Origin of the sequence: Bradyrhizobium monzae (assembly GCF_021458635.1) — a bacterium.
In the GTDB taxonomy this organism is placed as follows: domain Bacteria; phylum Pseudomonadota; class Alphaproteobacteria; order Rhizobiales; family Xanthobacteraceae; genus Bradyrhizobium.
In genome coordinates, this window is the sequence record NZ_JAIRDQ010000003.1 from 177,437 (window position 1) to 191,616 (window position 14,180).

Here is a 14,180-nt window from a genome sequence, read left to right on the forward strand (position 1 = left end):
CCTGCACTTTCACCGCAATCATCCCAATCAAGGAACAATCGACATGCGCATCGTCATCATCGGCGCCGGCTTCGCCGGCATGTACGCCGCCCTTTCAGCCGCCCGCCTGCGCGACATCCAGGGTGTGTCGCCGGAAAAGCTCGAGATCGCGCTCGTGGCGCCCGAACCGACGCTGGTGGTCCGCCCGCGGCTGTACGAACCGAAACCCGAGACTCTGACGGCACCTCTGCAGGACGTGCTGAAGTCGATCGACGTCGTCTACATCAAGGGCAGTGCCGAGGCGATCGATACCAGGTCGAAGATCGTCGAGATCGCTGCCGGACAAGGCTCCCGGAAGAAGCTGTCCTATGACCGTCTGGTGGTCGCCACCGGCAGCCGCCTGTTCCGCCCGAACGTTCCGGGCCTGGCCGAGCACGGCTTCAGCGTCGACCAGTTCGATGACGCCATCGCGCTCGATCGTCACCTGCACGGCCTGTCGAGCCGCCCGGCCTCGAAAGCGCGCAACACCGTTGTCGTCGCCGGCGGCGGCTTCACCGGGATCGAGGCCGCAACCGAGGTGCCATCGCGTCTGCGCGAGATTCTCGGCAAGGACGCGCCCTTGCGCGTGGTCATTGTCGACCGCAACCAGGCGATCGCCCCCGATATGGGTGCAGGCCCCCGCCCCATCATCGAGGACGCGCTGCGCAAGCTCGGCGTCGAGACCCGGCTCGGTGTCGGCGTCGCCTCGCTCGACAAATCCGGCGTCACGCTCTCCAGCGGCGAGCACATCGAATGCGAAACCGCGATCTGGGCCGCCGGCATGCGCGCTGCCCCGTTGACGACGCAGATTCCCGCCGAGCGCGATCAATTCGGCCGGCTGCTGGTCGACCGTGAGCTTCGCGTGCCATCGGTAAATGGCGTCTTTGCCACCGGCGACGCCGCGCGGGCCGCGTGTGACGATGTCGGCAATTACGCGCTGATGTCGTGTCAGCATGCGACCCGCATGGGCGCCTTCGCCGGCAACAACGCCGCCGCCGAGCTGCTGGGCGTTTCGACCAGGCCTTATCACCAGAAAGCCTACGTTACATGCCTCGACCTCGGCGAAGCCGGCGCGCTGTTCACCCGCGGCTGGGAACGCACGGTCGAGATGGTCGGCGACGTCGCCAAGAAGACCAAGCGGGACATCAACACGGTCTGGATCTATCCGCCCAGGGCCGAGCGCGCCGCGGCGCTCGCCTCGGCCGATCCGGAGCGCGTCACCTCTCTCTAAACACCTCACCACTCGTAGACGTCAACAGGAGACTAAAATGAATCTGCACAACACGCCCTCCCCCGCGACTTCGAAACCCGAAGAGCTGGTCCCGTCGCGCTACGCGGTGCGTATCGGCGAGATCGACGTGCTGGTGGTCAGCGACGGCGTGCTGCCGCTGCCGACCACGATGCTGGCGCACAACGCCGACCCCGCCGTCCGGGCAGCCTGGCTGAACAACATGTTCCTGCCGCAGGACGCCTTCGACTGGGCACTGAATGCGGTGATGGTCCGCAGCGGCGACAAGAAAATCCTCATCGACGCCGGATTGGGGTCCGACCCGGACCTGCACCTGCCGAGAGCCGGTCAGTTGATCAAGCGACTGGAGGCCGCGGGGATCGATCTGGCGTCGGTGACCGATTTGGTGCTGACCCACATGCACATGGACCATGTCGGTGGCCTGCTCGTCGACGGTGTGAAGCAACGGCTGCGCAAGGACCTGCGCATCCACGTGGCGGCGGCCGAGGTCAAATTCTGGGAGGCGCCCGATTTCTCGCGTGTCGCCATGCCGCCCGGATTCCCGGATGCGCTTCGCGCGGCCGCCAAGCAGTTCGTGAAGGAGTACGGCAGTCAGATCCGGCAGTTCGACGAGCAGCACGAGGTTGCACCTGGTGTCGTCGTCCGTCGCACCGGCGGTCACACCCCCGGACACAGCGTGGTTCGCGTGGCGTCCGGCGGCGACGCCCTGACATTCGCCGGTGACGCCGTGTTCGCCGTCGGGTTCGACCAGCCCGAGTGGCACAACGGCTTCGAGCACGATCCGGAAGAAGCGGCGCGCGTTCGTATCCGCCTCCTGCGCGAGCTGGCGGGGACCGGCGAGCTGCTGGTGGCCACGCACATGCCGTTCCCGTCCGTCGGACATGTCGCGGTCGCCGGCGACGCCTTCCGTTGGGTGCCTGTGTTCTGGGACTACTGATCGCATTTGAGCGAAAGCAATCGGGGCGCGGGCTCACGGAACACGTGAGTTCGCGCTCTGACAGTCCTCCGCAAAACTTCTCGGTCGCAACCCAACGCAGCTATGTCAGATGATCGAATTCACTTAGCGCAATTCTAACGTCCCGCGCAAAATCGACCAGCGATACCATCAATGGCTGCGCGTCGAATGCGGCGTGGCAAATCGACCACCGGCGAACTGTTCTTCGCAGTACGCCGCGCACAGGCGATCGAGTCCTTGATCTTGATGACCCCTCATGGAGCGGTGAGGTCAGAGCAATGCACTGAAGACCGTCGAGGCCATTTCGATTATTTGGTCACGATCCGTCGCGTTGGCGTCACGGTGCTGGTCGGCGCCATCGGCGAGATCGAGAACGTCAGCCAGGTATTCCAGCCCGCTGGCCGGTTTTCCGCAGCGAATTCGCCATATCCTTTCAGATTCAGATAGCCCTGCATGTCGCCAACCGGAAACAGATATCCGATCTGTGGACCGACGCCAACGACGCGCGACCGGAAACCCCCGAGAATGGGGTTCTGCCCGGAATCGTCGGTGATCTGCTGATACGCATATCCGACGAGTCCGACAAAGAACTGCTTCGAGAGAAACTTGGAGGCACCCCAGTCGACATGGAAGTCGACGCCGCTCTGGTACTGCGTATCTGGATTCTTGAAATTGTAGGTGAAGCCCGCGACCGCCGAAAACTCGTGTCCCGCCTGCGGGTTGAAATAGGTGTAGCCGCCGCCGCCATCAATCGCGCCGTGACCGATGCCGAGATTGGCCAGGCGGTTTGGATCGTAGGCCCCGACGGGAATATCTCCCGTCGCATAGGTCATGAAGTTATGGACCCCTTGATTCCACTTCAGCGTCACCTGCGGGTAGAGGTCGCCTACGGAGGTGACGGAGTCGCCAATGCTTCCCATCCGGGTTGTTGCCAACGGTCCGAACCCCGTCGTCAGCGTCCCGTTCAGGTCGGCGGCCGACCGCCCGAACAGTCCAATGACGCCAACGGCCAATTGTCCGCCCAGCACCGGCGTTGCGAAGGTATAGGTGGGGTTGAGCAGCACCAGGTCGGCCTGCGCATTCAGATGCAGATCCAGGTTGACATTCACGACTGCCGGAAATCGGCCGATCTGAATTTCTCTTGACGCGGCAGCGGAGCCGAACGCCGATACGGAGGTGTGATAGTAAACCTCGGCCATCGACCATCCCGGCACCTGCGGCGTTGCCGCAAGACTGCTGAAGCGTCCGGGGAGCCAATACGAAACGCCGCTCTCGTCGGCGTATGCGCCATCGGATAAGGCTGCGGACATCGCCATGACTGCGCCGATGGCTGGGTACATCAGCCGACGACCAGACTTGCGTTCGGGTTTGCAGCGCATCATGGACTCCCCCAGTGTTCGCTGAGGATAGTATGCCAGCGAGATTGTGACTGTCTCGCCTTAAAGTGACAAGTTGTGAGATCGCGCCGTCGTGTTGCTCCGGAGTCACGCTGCTCTTGCGTCGAGACGTTGGACCGCCCCTTTCGCAACTGTTCTGCGGCTCGGGCTAGACGCCGTGCGTCGGGCGCTATGCATTGACTCGCCAGCGGAACCACTCCCGCCTCGAGGTGCCCCGTATGGGTTCACTCATTTCGCGTTGTTCGACCGACGATCGCGTTCGCTGCACGACGTCGCTGATATGGCTATTCCAATGGCAGCACCTTTGCTGCCATATCTGGAGCGCGGCTGACCCTGTAGGTCGCGTTGCCGCATTTCAGGACCCAGACCGCATAGTCCGGCCTGGAGCGCTTGACATCTCTTGTCGCACGGAGCGGTCGATCACAGGCAAAGCCTTGCGTGCGGATCTGCGCAGCGAGCTCGTCCTTCGGCGTTTCTTCCGCGGCTTGCGCGGCGGATATCATCAAGTCGATATGATATCTGCTTTCGGTCAGCCACAACGCGGCGAGCAGAACAATGCCTGCAAACAGATGAACAGGCGTGACGACATTGCGACGCATCATAAGGCCTCCCAACTACGCGGACGATGGATAAAGCTTGAATGACCGAGAATCGTGTACACGTGGCTTTTATAAAGGGTGCCGCAGGCTTACGCTACAACCGCGGTGTTGACACCGTCGATCTCGGAATCCGGCGCAAGCTTGGCGCTCCGCCGGCCCGCCTGCGCAACAGAGGCTGGCGTCTCAATGTCGGCGAGACGCTGCTTGTTGTGGGCGGCCTGAGCGGTGAGTCCCGCCACATTTGCGCTCGCCTGCTCGTCATTCGCCTTCAGGATTTCAGTCTGTTGCTTTGCCGCCGCGAGCGAGCCCTGCAACTGCGAGACCTTGTACTGAAACGGCGCGGGGTCGAAACAGCACGTCGTCCTTCTTCACCGGCACGTTCGGCTTGACCGGGATTGCGACAATTTGACCCGTCACGTTCGGCGTCACTTCCGCGACGCGCCGGTCACCCTCACGCGACCCGACTGCGTGAGATAATTAAAGAGCGCAAGAAATGTCGCGAAGACAAATCCGCCGATCAACGGTGAAATCGTCCCTGACAACCAGCTCCACCGCATGATTCCGAATTTTGAAAACACCGACCCATAGCGCAACGAGGGAGAGGCACAGAATAAAAATCATGGCTGGCCCTCATTTTCTTGTGCTACTGTAATGCCCGTGGAGGTAGCATCACCCTTTTTGAAGTGCCTGCAAGCCTATAAGGCCATCACGTTTAATTCCAGCCCGCGTTTTTTGCTTTTGCGGACGCCATGCGGCGTTAACTGCAGCCGATGTTGTACGTTTCGATGGACGACCTCTCGCTCAGAGCGAGAGTGCCTTGGCCCCTGATCGATCGAACTTCTGCAAGTGAGGGAATGTAATGCGTATCACGACATTGAATCAGATTTTCGGATTGCTGGTACTGACCACCGCCTTGTCCGCTCCCGAGATTGCGCTGGCCCAGAACGCGGCAGCGCCGCCTGCCCTGAAGACGATCGGCACGCCATCCACGCCAGCCAAACCGGAGATTGTACCGTCGCTGTTCGTGCTCAACTCGCGCGGCGCGACGTTGCAAGGCGACACCCTCATTTTGAACGGCGTATCGCCCAGCTCGATCTTATTTGCCGACCGTCCCGTGCGGTCCGCAGGCCACCAGCTCACCACCGATGTGATCGCGGAATGGGGATCGGGCGAGGATAGTTTCGCCAAGAATCCTCCGAACGCGACCGTTTCCGTGCTCGGCAAGGATGGCTCCGTGAAGGACGCCGTGGTGGTTCTGAAGAATCCAAAACTCGAGGGCGACAAGCTCGCCTTCAATGTCCAGATCCTTGAAGGCGACCTTGCCGGCGCGGACGGCGGGGCCGCGCTGTTCATCGACATCATCGGCCGGCCGTTCACGCCGATGTCGTTTGCGGGCGTCGCCCGGCGCAGCGCATTCCGCGGCGCGATGTATGCCGGTGCGGTCGGAGCGGCAGCCTATGGCGCCTATGCTGCGCCGTACTACGCGCGTCCGGCCTGCGGCTACTATCCGTATCCCCCCTGTTATTGAGGGAACGTTGAAGCAGGCGCGGTCGGAGCGCCTGCGCGATACCGGGACTATCGCTCCCGGTAAAATTGCTTTCACAAGCGAATGTAAGGAGATCGTTCCATGAATTTCACCCGTCGCAACGTGACGATTGGCGGCATCAGCCTGCTCGCCAGTGCATCCATGAGCACAATGAGCCGCGCCGAGTTTGGTGAATTCCTCGGCATTGGCGAAGGATTCGAGGATTTCGCTGTTGCCACCGACGCCTACGTCTTCGGCTATCCGCTGGTGACGATGGAGATGACGCGTCGGGTCATTACCAACGTCGCCGCGCCGGTCGGAACCCGAGGGCCGATGGGCCAGATCATCAAGCTGCGCAAATATCCGGATGCGAGTTTCCGCGACGTCACGGCGCCCAATGCCGACACGCTCTATACGACGTCGTTCTTCGACGTCGGCAAGGAGCCGTGGGTGTTGAGCATCCCCGACATGAAGGGACGTTACGCCCTTTTTCCGATGCTGGACGGCTGGACCACCGTGTTCCAGGTGCCAGGCAAGCGAACGACCGGCACCGGCGCGCAGACCTATGCGATCACGGGTCCGGGATGGAAGGGCACGCTGCCGGCGGGAGTCAAGGAGCTCAAATCGCCGACCAACATCGTGTGGCTGCTCGGCCGCATCTACTGCACCGGCACACCCGATGATTACGCCGAGGTTCACAAGCTTCAGGACCAATGCGCACTGGTGCCGCTGAGTGCGTACGGCAAGCCCTATACACCGCCTCCGGGCACTGTTGATCCGTCGGTCGACATGAAGACGGCTGTGCGCGAACAGGTGAACAGAATGGACGCCGTGGCGTACTTCACGCTGCTGTGCAAGCTCATGAAAGACAATCCGCCGGCCGCGGCGGATGCGCCGCAGCTCGCCAAGTTCGCTAGGATTGGAATCGTGCCGGGGCAGGATTTCGATGCGAACAAGCTCAAGGCGGACTTCGTCAAGCGCGTTCCGGAAATCGCCAATGACCGGATCATGCTCCAGTTCAAGGTCAACAAGGACGTGAAGGACGAGAACGGTTGGGGCTTCACGACCAAGACCGGCATCTACGGCACGGACTATCTGATGCGGGCGCTGGTCACCGCCATTGGCCTCGGCGCCAACCGTCCGCAGGACGCTGTGTATCCGACATCGCTAAAGGATGCCGAGGACCGGAAATACAATGGCGCCAACAAATACGTGGTGCGATTCCCCAAGGGGCAGTTGCCGCCGGCACAAGGCTTCTGGTCGCTGACGATGTACGACGCCGACTACTTCTTCGTGAGCAATCCGATCAACCGCTACTCGATCAGCGCGCGCGAGCATCTGAAATCGAACCCGGACGGGTCCACCGATCTCTACATCCAGAAGGATTCCCCGGGGAAGGACAAGGAATCCAACTGGCTTCCGGCACCATCGGGCGATTTCGTCCTGATGATGCGGCTGTATTGGCCGAGCGAGAAGAACCCCTCGATCATCAATGGATCGTGGAAGATTCCGGCGGTGAAGAAAGCTGACGCCTGAAGAGCGGAGAGCGGATAGGTCGCGGCCGAGCGGTCTGAAAAACCCCTTGTCGTTCAAGGGGCCTTCTACTGTGCATGGGGTTGTTTTCCAGATGTTTGGTTCGAGCCCGAAACAAAAAGCAGAAAAAGCGCAGGCGAAAGCTCACTCCGCCTGCAGGATCTCCGCGATCGCGGCGCCCGCTGCGATGGTGCCGAGCTTGCCGCCGACGTCGCGCGTCGCCCTGCCCTCGCCAAGCGCCTTCGCCACCGCAGTCTCGATCGCACGCGCGGCCTCCTCGTAGCGGGCCACGCTGTTCTTCTCGCCGTGCCATCCGAGCAGCAGCGCGGTCGAGAGGATCAGCGAGACCGGGTTGGCGACGTCCTGCCCTGCGATGTCCGGCGCCGAGCCGTGCGCGGCCTGCGCCATGGCGTAGCGATCGCCGACATTGAGCGAGCCGCCGAGGCCGAGGCTGCCCGAGAGCTCCGCGGTGAGATCGGACAGGATGTCGCCGAACATGTTGGTGGCGACGACGACGTCGAAGCGGTCGGGATTGCGCACCACATGCGCCATCATCGCGTCGACCAGGATGTCGTCGACGGCGAGACCGGGGTACGCCTTGGCCGCCTCGCGACAGATGCCGAGAAACATGCCGTCGCCGATCTTGAGCACGTTGGCCTTGTGCACGATGGTGAGATGTTTTCGTCGTTTCATCGCCAGACGGCAGGCGGCGTGCGCGATGCGCTCGCAGCAATAGCGTGTGATCCGGCGCAGCGAGATCACGACGTCCGGCGTGACCAAGAGCTCGCCATTGCCCTGCTCCATGTTGCGGTCGGCGTAAAAACCTTCGGTGTTCTCGCGGACCACGACGAGGTCGAAATCGCCGAGCCGGCCGGGCCGGCCCGTGTAAGTGCGCGCGGGCCTGATGTTGGCGTAGAGGTCGAGGTTCTTGCGGAAGTGGCGCGACGGGTTGATCTCGCCATGCGCTTCGTCCTTGAAGTCGAAGGTAGCGGTCGGCCCCAGGATCAGGCCGTCAGCGGCGCGGACGGTGTCGAGCAGCTCGGGGCGCACGGTGGTGCCTGACAGCTTCAGGCTCGCGTGCCCGACCGCGTGCTCCTCCAGCCGCAGATTGAGCTGGAAGCGCTCGGACGCCGCGCGCAACACGCCCGATGTCGCGGCCGTGATCTCAGGCCCAATGCCGTCCCCCGGCAGAACGACGATTTGCATGATGATCCCCTTCCGAGTGCCGCAGCTGGCGCGATCATACGCCAGCGCGCAGGCTGATCGCCTGACCTTCGCGCATACAATGCATGCAAGCATATGCCTGTGGAAGCGGCCTCGGGCGTAGTACATGCCGACAGACCATTCGCGCCACGCTGTCGGAGAACGCGCAAGGCAATGACAATCACGTTACCTGCCGCTGCGCGCGAGCCCGATCATCCTGTCACCGATGGCCTGCCCGCCGAGCAGCGCCGCTGGGCGATTGCCGCGATCTTCACCGCGCTGGCGATGGCCTCGCTCGACACCGCGATCGCCAACATCGCGCTGCCGGCGATTGCCTCGGATCTGCATGTCAGCCCGGAGCAGTCGGTCTGGGTGGTCAACGTCTACCAGATCGCGCTGGTGGCAACGCTGCTGCCGCTCGGCGCGCTGGGCGAGATCGTCGGGCACCAGCGCATCTATCTCGGCGGCCTCGTGCTGTTCACCATCGCCTCGCTGTTCTGCGCGGTCGCCTGGTCGCTGGACAGCCTGCTGGTCGCGCGCACGCTGCAGGGCCTCGGCGCCAGCGGGATCATGAGCGTCAACACCGCGCTGGTGCGCTTCGTCTATCCCGGCCGGATGCAGGGCCGCGGCTTCGGCCACAACGCGCTTGTGGTCGCCACCGCCTTCACCTTCGGCCCCTCGATCGCTTCCGCCATCCTCGCGGTCGGTCCGTGGCCGTGGCTGTTCGCCGTCAACATCCCATTCGGCCTCGTCGCAATCGGCATCGGCTTTGCGATGCTACCGAAGACGCCGCGCGCCGATCACGGTTTTGATTTCCTCGGCGCACTCCTCGCGGCAATCTGCCTCGGCCTGTTCATCACGGGCATTGGCAGTGCGGCGCATAACCTGTCGCCTGTTATCGTGGCCGTCGAGCTGGTCACGGCGCTCGCGCTCGGCTTCATCCTGACGCGCCGTCATGCCGACCATCCTGCGCCGATGCTGCCGATCGACCTGTTCAGCCGGCCGACGTTCGCGCTGTCGGCGGCGACCGCCGTCTGCTCGTTCGCGGTGCAGGGGCTGGCCTTCGTCTCGCTGCCGTTCTATTTCGAGGACGTGCTCGGCCGCTCGCAGGTCGAGACCGGTTTCTTCATGACCCCGTGGCCGCTGGTGGTCGGCATCATGGCGCCGATCGCCGGTCGCCTCTCCGACCGCCATCCGGTCGGCCTGTTGGGCGGCATCGGCCTTATCTTGCTGGGCTTCGGCATGGCGCTGCTCGCGCTGCTTCCGGCGAACCCGAGCATTCCCGATATCGTCTGGCGGATCATGATCTGCGGCATGGGCTTCGGCTTCTTCCAGGCGCCGAACATGAAGGCGATCATGGGAAGCGCGCCGCCACACCGCGGCGGCAGCGCATCGGGCATCGTCGCCACCGCGCGCCTGACCGGACAGACGACTGGCGCGGCGCTCGCCGCGGCGTGCTTTGCGCTCGCCGGTCACAACGGCGCGACCGTTGCGCTGGCGCTCGGCGCAGGCTTTGCTGCACTCGGCAGCGTGATGAGCTTTTTGCGGCTGGCGGTGAAGTAGGCCGACACTATTGCGCCTTCTGCGCCATCGGTCGGCTGACGATGGCCGCCGCATCGAGCGGGTCGCATTTGACCGTCCGTCTCAGCTTCCACGCACCGTCCCAACCCGCGGTGTCGCTCACAGGCTTGAACGAAACGCCCTGTGGCATCAGAATAATCGGCTCCGATTTCAGGCAGGCATCGGGAAACGCGATGCCGTGTCCAGCGCTTTTGGAGAAATGCCCGACCAGCATCTGCGACGCCTGCATCCGCGCCGCCGGCGAGGCCCGCATCGAACGATCGGGATCGAAGGCGCGATAGCATGGCCATTCGGTATGACCAGGTGCGAACTCATAAGTGATCTTGCAAGCCGCGCCTGACGACTTCACGAACGGCGCATCCGAAGGCGCAGCCGCATCGCGTTCGAACACCAGCGTTTGCAATGTCAGCGCTTCCGTCGTCGCATCGGGCGAGACGGGCTTGTCGGAATCGATCGCGATTTCACCACGCGAAAACACCAGCCTCGTCCTGGGTTGAGCGTCCCTGGTCTCCAGCACCATCACGGGTCTTGCGGCCCAGGAGCGATCGAGCTCCACGTCGGCGCCGCCCATCGTCAATCGCACGTTGCCAAGAGCCGGATTGTCCTTGGCGAAATCGATCATGCGGAGGCGCGCGGTCTGTTTCGATGCCTCCAGGCTCAGGAAGCGCAGATCGTCGACCTTGCGCGTGATCGGCATCATCGGGTCGAAGCGATCGTCGATGTTGAACCGGACGACCTTCTTCAGCGTGGCGGATGCAGCTCCCTTGGGCGTGGCCGGCGGCGCGACGTCGATCACGAGCAGCGCGCCACCCGGTGAATAGGTATCACCGAAGGCGCGCTGCCAGAGCGCGGTCAGCGGCGAATTCGTCCGTTGGTTAACATCCCGCGCGAAGACGATCTGCTGTCCGGGGCGAACGACCGGAAAACTCTGGAATGCGCCAAGCGCGGCGCCCTTGACGACAGCTTCTCCGGTGAAGTTGATGCATCTGGACCGGTCGTCATGGCCGGATTGTTCGACCGGCCGCGACGCCGAACGCGAGCAGAAGCTGAGATCGTTGTCGATCGTTTTCTGCGGGCTGATTGCCGTCGCGTAGATGGGCTCAGGCGCGCCTGGAATTTCCATCGGCAGCGGAGAGCTCGCGAACATGTCGACCTCCACCATGGTCAGCAACGACTCGGCGTCCTTTGAGCACAGATCGCGCTTCGGCAAGGTATTGGTGAGAAGCCGCGCGGCGTCGGCGCCAACGATACAGGACATGGTGTCCTGCGGATTGTTCCGGCTCATCCAGATCAGATGATCCTTGCCCTTGCTGTCGACCAGCAAATGCGGTGCCGCATGATGGCGGCGCGGCGGCAGCCATATCGGGACGGTTTCCGACAGCATCGGCTCGCGCTTGAGCAACGCCTCCGGCAACTTCGTCACGCCGACCGAACGCAGTTCGGCGTCGACCTCGTTCGGATCCTGCGTGTACTCGAACACAGGCAGCTTTCCGCACGTCATGCAGGTGACGGCAATATCCGATCGCACGTTCTCGAAGGACAGGATGACCTGATCCGGGTCGTTGCGATATTTGGCGGGATCGACAGCCTTGAACGGATGGTCCACCACCCGGCCAGCCTGAAAACCGTCCGAGCGGAACGGATCGGATTCGAACTCGAAATAGGTCGATCGATCCCAGCCGCGAAAGGCGTTGTAGCCGCCCATGCTGACGCCTGCGAGGACCATCTTCGAGTCGGTCTGGCAACGCGTCGCGCTGTCGGTCCCGCTGCCGTTGCGAATATAGGTGCAGAGCCGGAACGCCGCATTTTGCAGGATGCGATCGCAATCGTTCTGGTTATAGCCGTAGGTGGCGAGGCCGTGGCGATAGCAGAGATCGTGGAAGACGCAGGCCTGCCGGAAGCGCTGCAGGACGAGGTGGCGCCTGCCCTCGGCATCCTTGCTTCCGTCGAAGAAGATGTTGGTCGCCGCGGGAAGGCTGCAGTTCAGGCCCTCGCCGCTGCCGCCGATCGCGCTGACGACATCCGGTCCCGATTCGAACGAGGTGACGGTGGCCGGCATCTCTCCGTCGGTGACGTCGTCGACATTCTTGTAGAGGGAGTCTGCGACGAACGAAGGGAGATAATTCAAGATCAGAAAGATCGCGACGATTGCCGCGATCGACCAGCCGATCACCTTCCTGGACATGCAGCACTCCGAAAAAGCCATTCTTGTCGCAATATGGCCGATAGGCTCGAAAAATTCGCTGGGGTGGCCGCAACTGATGGCGGCCCAGTGTTATCCTGACGACGATCGCCTCCAGGTTGTCGCGCTGTCAAGCGAGCGGCTCACAATCGCAGCCCTGAATTTCGGCAGGATGTCAGGCCAGGTTTCGCGCTACGGTCGTTCCGTCAGCGACGACCGGAACCGGCATTTGCTCATCCAGCGCGGCCAGGCGCGCGTCGATGGCATCGATGACCTTGCGCGAGAACGGTCCTAGGTGCGCGTAGGCCGCGATCATCTGCACCGCGATCCGCGCCGAGGAGGTGTCGCGCTTGGCGCAGTTCATGAAGGTCTGCCACAGCGGTCCGCGGGCCTCGGGGATCGCGGTGACCACGCGGTGCACGGTTTCCATCGCCCCGACCCGTGCGCGGATGTCGCCTTCGGCGAGCTCGTGGCGCTGTCTCGATCGGTCGAGCAGCGTCATCAATTTGTCGACGCGCCCCGCATAGGCGGCCGGGCTATAGACGCGCTCCAGCACCGTCTTGTAGTCCATCAGGATGTCGCGCAGCGGGCGAACCGGGTCGAAATTAATGCCGCCGGTGCACTGGTCGCCGCCTGTCGTGGATGCCAGATCATGGTCCGCGTGCAACCGGCCCTCCTTCGCAAGCCGGCGCGTCAGCTGCGTGTTCGGCAACGCATAGAGCAGACCGACCATGGCGACGGGAATCGCGGCCTCCTCGATGAAATCGATCATGGCCTCCGCCATCGACACCTTCTCGCTGTCGAAGCCAACGATGAAGCCGGCGGTGACGAGCATGCCGGCGCTGTAGATCTTGTGGATGCTCTCGGCGATGTTGCGCCGCGTGTTCTGCTTCTTCCGCATCGCGACCAGGGTCGCCGGGTCGGGACTTTCGATGCCGACGAAGATGCCGAAGAAATTCGCAGCGCCCATCAGCTCCAGCAATTCAGGATCATCGGCCAGATTGATCGAAGCTTCGGTCGACAGCTCGAAGGGATAGCCGTGCGCGCGCTGCCATTCGGCGAGTCGGGGCAGGAACTGGCGCAGCGACTTCTTGTTGCCGATGAAATTGTCATCGACGAAATCGAGATGACCGCGATAGCCCATCTGGTAGAGCCGCTCGAGCTCGACGAACATCTGATCGGTCGTCTTGGTTCGCGGCACGCGGCCATAGAGCTCGATGATGTCGCAGAACTCGCAGGTGAACGGACAGCCGCGCGAATACTGCACACCGAGATAGAGATAGTCCTCGAATTTGAGCAGGTCGAAGCGCGGCACCGGCGTCCTGGTGACGTCGGCCTGGAATTTCGGCGCGGTGAAGACGCCAGCGCGCGCGCCGCTGTCCCAGGCCGCGATGAACTCGTCGATCACGCCCTCTGCTTCGCCAAGCACCTGAAAGTCCGCGTTTGCGTAGATGTGCGGGCTCGACGTCGGATCGGGTCCGCCGACCACCACCGGCTTGCCCGATGCGCGGCACTTGTCGATCAGAAGCAGCGTACCGGCCTGCTGCGACAACATGCCCCCGGTGAAGACGACGTCGGCCCAGGCGAGATCGTCGTCCCCGAAAGCTTGCGTGTTGCAGTCGATGAGCCGCACCGTCCAGCTCTCCGGCAACATCGCCGCGACGGTGATCAGGCCGAGCGGGGCAGCCGGTCGCCGGACGCCCATCAGCTTGCAGGACTCGCCAAAGCTCCAGAAGGACTCCGCCGTGAACAGCGGATAGAGCATGAGCACGTTGCAGGGGTGCGGCACCTTCATGGAACTCCTCATTGTCTGGCCCAGTGTATCAAAGTGTCGTCGACTTGCACCACGGCAAAAGGGACAAACTGTCGCCCTCGGATCGAGGTCTGACGTCGCCGCAGGCCGTGTTCCTGGCGTTCAGGGAGATAGCGTCGATGGCC

At 63.0% G+C, this 14,180-nt stretch carries 11 protein-coding genes; 6 read left to right on the forward strand and 5 right to left on the reverse strand.

Annotated elements, in window-relative coordinates:
- Positions 1-43 precede the first annotated feature (43 nt).
- Both K3F49_RS14340 and K3F49_RS14345 read left to right on the forward strand, forming a co-directional pair.
- Complete coding sequence (locus K3F49_RS14340) at positions 44-1,249, forward strand: NAD(P)/FAD-dependent oxidoreductase (protein WP_234681593.1); 1,206 nt, start codon at positions 44-46, stop codon at positions 1,247-1,249.
- A gap of 37 nt (positions 1,250-1,286) precedes the next feature.
- Positions 1,287-2,204: an MBL fold metallo-hydrolase gene (locus K3F49_RS14345; protein WP_234681594.1), complete on the forward strand. Its 918-nt coding sequence runs from the start codon at positions 1,287-1,289 to the stop codon at positions 2,202-2,204.
- 326 nt (positions 2,205-2,530) lie between these two features.
- Here the strand turns inward: K3F49_RS14345 and K3F49_RS14350 are convergent, their stop codons facing one another.
- Together K3F49_RS14350 and K3F49_RS14355 are read right to left on the reverse strand one after the other, a co-directional pair.
- On the reverse strand, positions 2,531-3,562 hold the full coding sequence (locus tag K3F49_RS14350) for a SphA family protein (protein ID WP_234681987.1): 1,032 nt from the start codon (positions 3,560-3,562) through the stop codon (positions 2,531-2,533).
- Positions 3,563-3,903: 341 nt separating this feature from the next.
- The gene (locus tag K3F49_RS14355; protein ID WP_346657319.1) at positions 3,904-4,221 is read right to left on the reverse strand and encodes a hypothetical protein; all 318 of its coding nucleotides are present in this window, start codon (positions 4,219-4,221) and stop codon (positions 3,904-3,906) included.
- Positions 4,222-4,259: 38 nt separating this feature from the next.
- Between K3F49_RS14355 and K3F49_RS14360 the strand changes: the two genes are divergently transcribed.
- The 3 genes from K3F49_RS14360 to K3F49_RS14370 all read left to right on the forward strand — a co-directional run bounded on the left by K3F49_RS14360 (position 4,260) and on the right by K3F49_RS14370 (position 7,279).
- On the forward strand, positions 4,260-4,607 hold the full coding sequence (locus K3F49_RS14360; RefSeq protein WP_234681595.1) for a hypothetical protein: 348 nt from the start codon (positions 4,260-4,262) through the stop codon (positions 4,605-4,607).
- A gap of 470 nt (positions 4,608-5,077) precedes the next feature.
- Complete coding sequence (locus K3F49_RS14365) at positions 5,078-5,746, forward strand: hypothetical protein (protein WP_234681596.1); 669 nt, start codon at positions 5,078-5,080, stop codon at positions 5,744-5,746.
- Positions 5,747-5,845: 99 nt separating this feature from the next.
- Complete coding sequence (locus tag K3F49_RS14370) at positions 5,846-7,279, forward strand: DUF1254 domain-containing protein (RefSeq protein WP_234681597.1); 1,434 nt, start codon at positions 5,846-5,848, stop codon at positions 7,277-7,279.
- Positions 7,280-7,420: 141 nt separating this feature from the next.
- Here K3F49_RS14370 and K3F49_RS14375 read toward each other — a convergent pair whose 3' ends face one another.
- The gene (locus K3F49_RS14375; protein WP_234681598.1) at positions 7,421-8,482 is read right to left on the reverse strand and encodes an isocitrate/isopropylmalate dehydrogenase family protein; all 1,062 of its coding nucleotides are present in this window, start codon (positions 8,480-8,482) and stop codon (positions 7,421-7,423) included.
- A gap of 171 nt (positions 8,483-8,653) precedes the next feature.
- On the opposite strand from K3F49_RS14375, the gene K3F49_RS14380 reads away from it, so the two are divergent.
- Positions 8,654-10,042, forward strand: a complete 1,389-nt coding sequence (locus tag K3F49_RS14380; RefSeq protein ID WP_234681599.1) for an MFS transporter — start codon at positions 8,654-8,656, stop codon at positions 10,040-10,042.
- Between the two features lie 7 nt (positions 10,043-10,049).
- On the opposite strand, the gene K3F49_RS14385 is transcribed toward K3F49_RS14380, so the two are convergent.
- Positions 10,050-12,245, reverse strand: a complete 2,196-nt coding sequence (locus K3F49_RS14385; protein WP_234681600.1) for a hypothetical protein — start codon at positions 12,243-12,245, stop codon at positions 10,050-10,052.
- A gap of 172 nt (positions 12,246-12,417) precedes the next feature.
- On the reverse strand, positions 12,418-14,037 hold the full coding sequence (locus tag K3F49_RS14390; RefSeq protein WP_234681601.1) for a B12-binding domain-containing radical SAM protein: 1,620 nt from the start codon (positions 14,035-14,037) through the stop codon (positions 12,418-12,420).
- Between the last annotated feature and the right edge of the window lie 143 nt (positions 14,038-14,180).

Bases quoted from the DNA above. Each gene is read 5' to 3' on its own strand.
- K3F49_RS14340 (WP_234681593.1), top strand. From the start codon at position 44: ATGCGCATCGTCATCATCGGCGCCGGCTTCGCCGGCATGTACGCCGCC.
- K3F49_RS14345 (WP_234681594.1), top strand. From the start codon at position 1,287: ATGAATCTGCACAACACGCCCTCCCCCGCGACTTCGAAACCCGAAGAG.
- K3F49_RS14350 (WP_234681987.1), bottom strand. From the start codon at position 3,562: ATGTACCCAGCCATCGGCGCAGTCATGGCGATGTCCGCAGCCTTATCC.
- K3F49_RS14355 (WP_346657319.1), bottom strand. From the start codon at position 4,221: ATGATGCGTCGCAATGTCGTCACGCCTGTTCATCTGTTTGCAGGCATT.
- K3F49_RS14360 (WP_234681595.1), top strand. From the start codon at position 4,260: ATGACCGAGAATCGTGTACACGTGGCTTTTATAAAGGGTGCCGCAGGC.
- K3F49_RS14365 (WP_234681596.1), top strand. From the start codon at position 5,078: ATGCGTATCACGACATTGAATCAGATTTTCGGATTGCTGGTACTGACC.
- K3F49_RS14370 (WP_234681597.1), top strand. From the start codon at position 5,846: ATGAATTTCACCCGTCGCAACGTGACGATTGGCGGCATCAGCCTGCTC.
- K3F49_RS14375 (WP_234681598.1), bottom strand. From the start codon at position 8,482: ATGCAAATCGTCGTTCTGCCGGGGGACGGCATTGGGCCTGAGATCACG.
- K3F49_RS14380 (WP_234681599.1), top strand. From the start codon at position 8,654: ATGACAATCACGTTACCTGCCGCTGCGCGCGAGCCCGATCATCCTGTC.
- K3F49_RS14385 (WP_234681600.1), bottom strand. From the start codon at position 12,245: ATGTCCAGGAAGGTGATCGGCTGGTCGATCGCGGCAATCGTCGCGATC.
- K3F49_RS14390 (WP_234681601.1), bottom strand. From the start codon at position 14,037: ATGAAGGTGCCGCACCCCTGCAACGTGCTCATGCTCTATCCGCTGTTC.